The organism is Mitsuaria sp. RG (genome assembly GCF_028369275.1).
Lineage (GTDB): Bacteria > Pseudomonadota > Gammaproteobacteria > Pseudomonadales > Pseudomonadaceae > Aquipseudomonas > Aquipseudomonas peradeniyensis.
Map to the genome: position 1 here is coordinate 1 of NZ_JAQMYQ010000115.1, position 615 is coordinate 615.

General features: G+C 62.1%; 1 protein-coding gene. It reads left to right on the plus strand.

The window, feature by feature from the left end:
- On the plus strand, positions 1–615 hold a 615-nt coding region (locus POF53_RS25920; protein ID WP_498970058.1), incomplete at both ends, for a calcium-binding protein.

Below are 615 nucleotides of genomic sequence, written 5' to 3' on the forward strand. Positions count from 1 at the left end.
GAGGTGGAAAACCTCACCTACCTCGGCACCGGCAACTTCACCGGTGTCGGCAACGCCAGCGACAACATCATCACCGGCGGCAGCGGCAACGACGTGATGCGTGGCGGCGCGGGTGCCGACCGCTTCATCGGCGGCGCGGGCAACGACACTGTGTCGTACACCGATGCCGGTGCCGGTATCACACTGAACTTCAAGACCGGCGTGCACACCGGCATTGCAGCCGGCGACACCTTCGACAGCATCGAGGTGTTCCAGGGCTCGAACTTCGCCGATACCTTCATCAGTGATGCTCGCGCGCAGACCTTCAGTGGTGGTCTGGACGATATGATGGACTACTCGCTGTCCGAGCAGGCGGTGACCATCACCATCGATAACACCGGTGGCAAGGGTCAGGGCGGTGACGCCGAGGGTGATACGTTCACGGGGATGCTGGGTGTTGTCGGTTCCAGCAAGGACGACACTTTCATCATGCAGGCCAATGGCTTCAGCAAGTCCTTCAATGGCGGTGCCGGCAACGACGTGTACTACCTGTACGGTGCGGCCGGTGTAGTCGAGCGTGCCGGTGGCGGCATCGATGAGGTGCGTACGACGCTGGCCAGCTATACCCTGACCAGC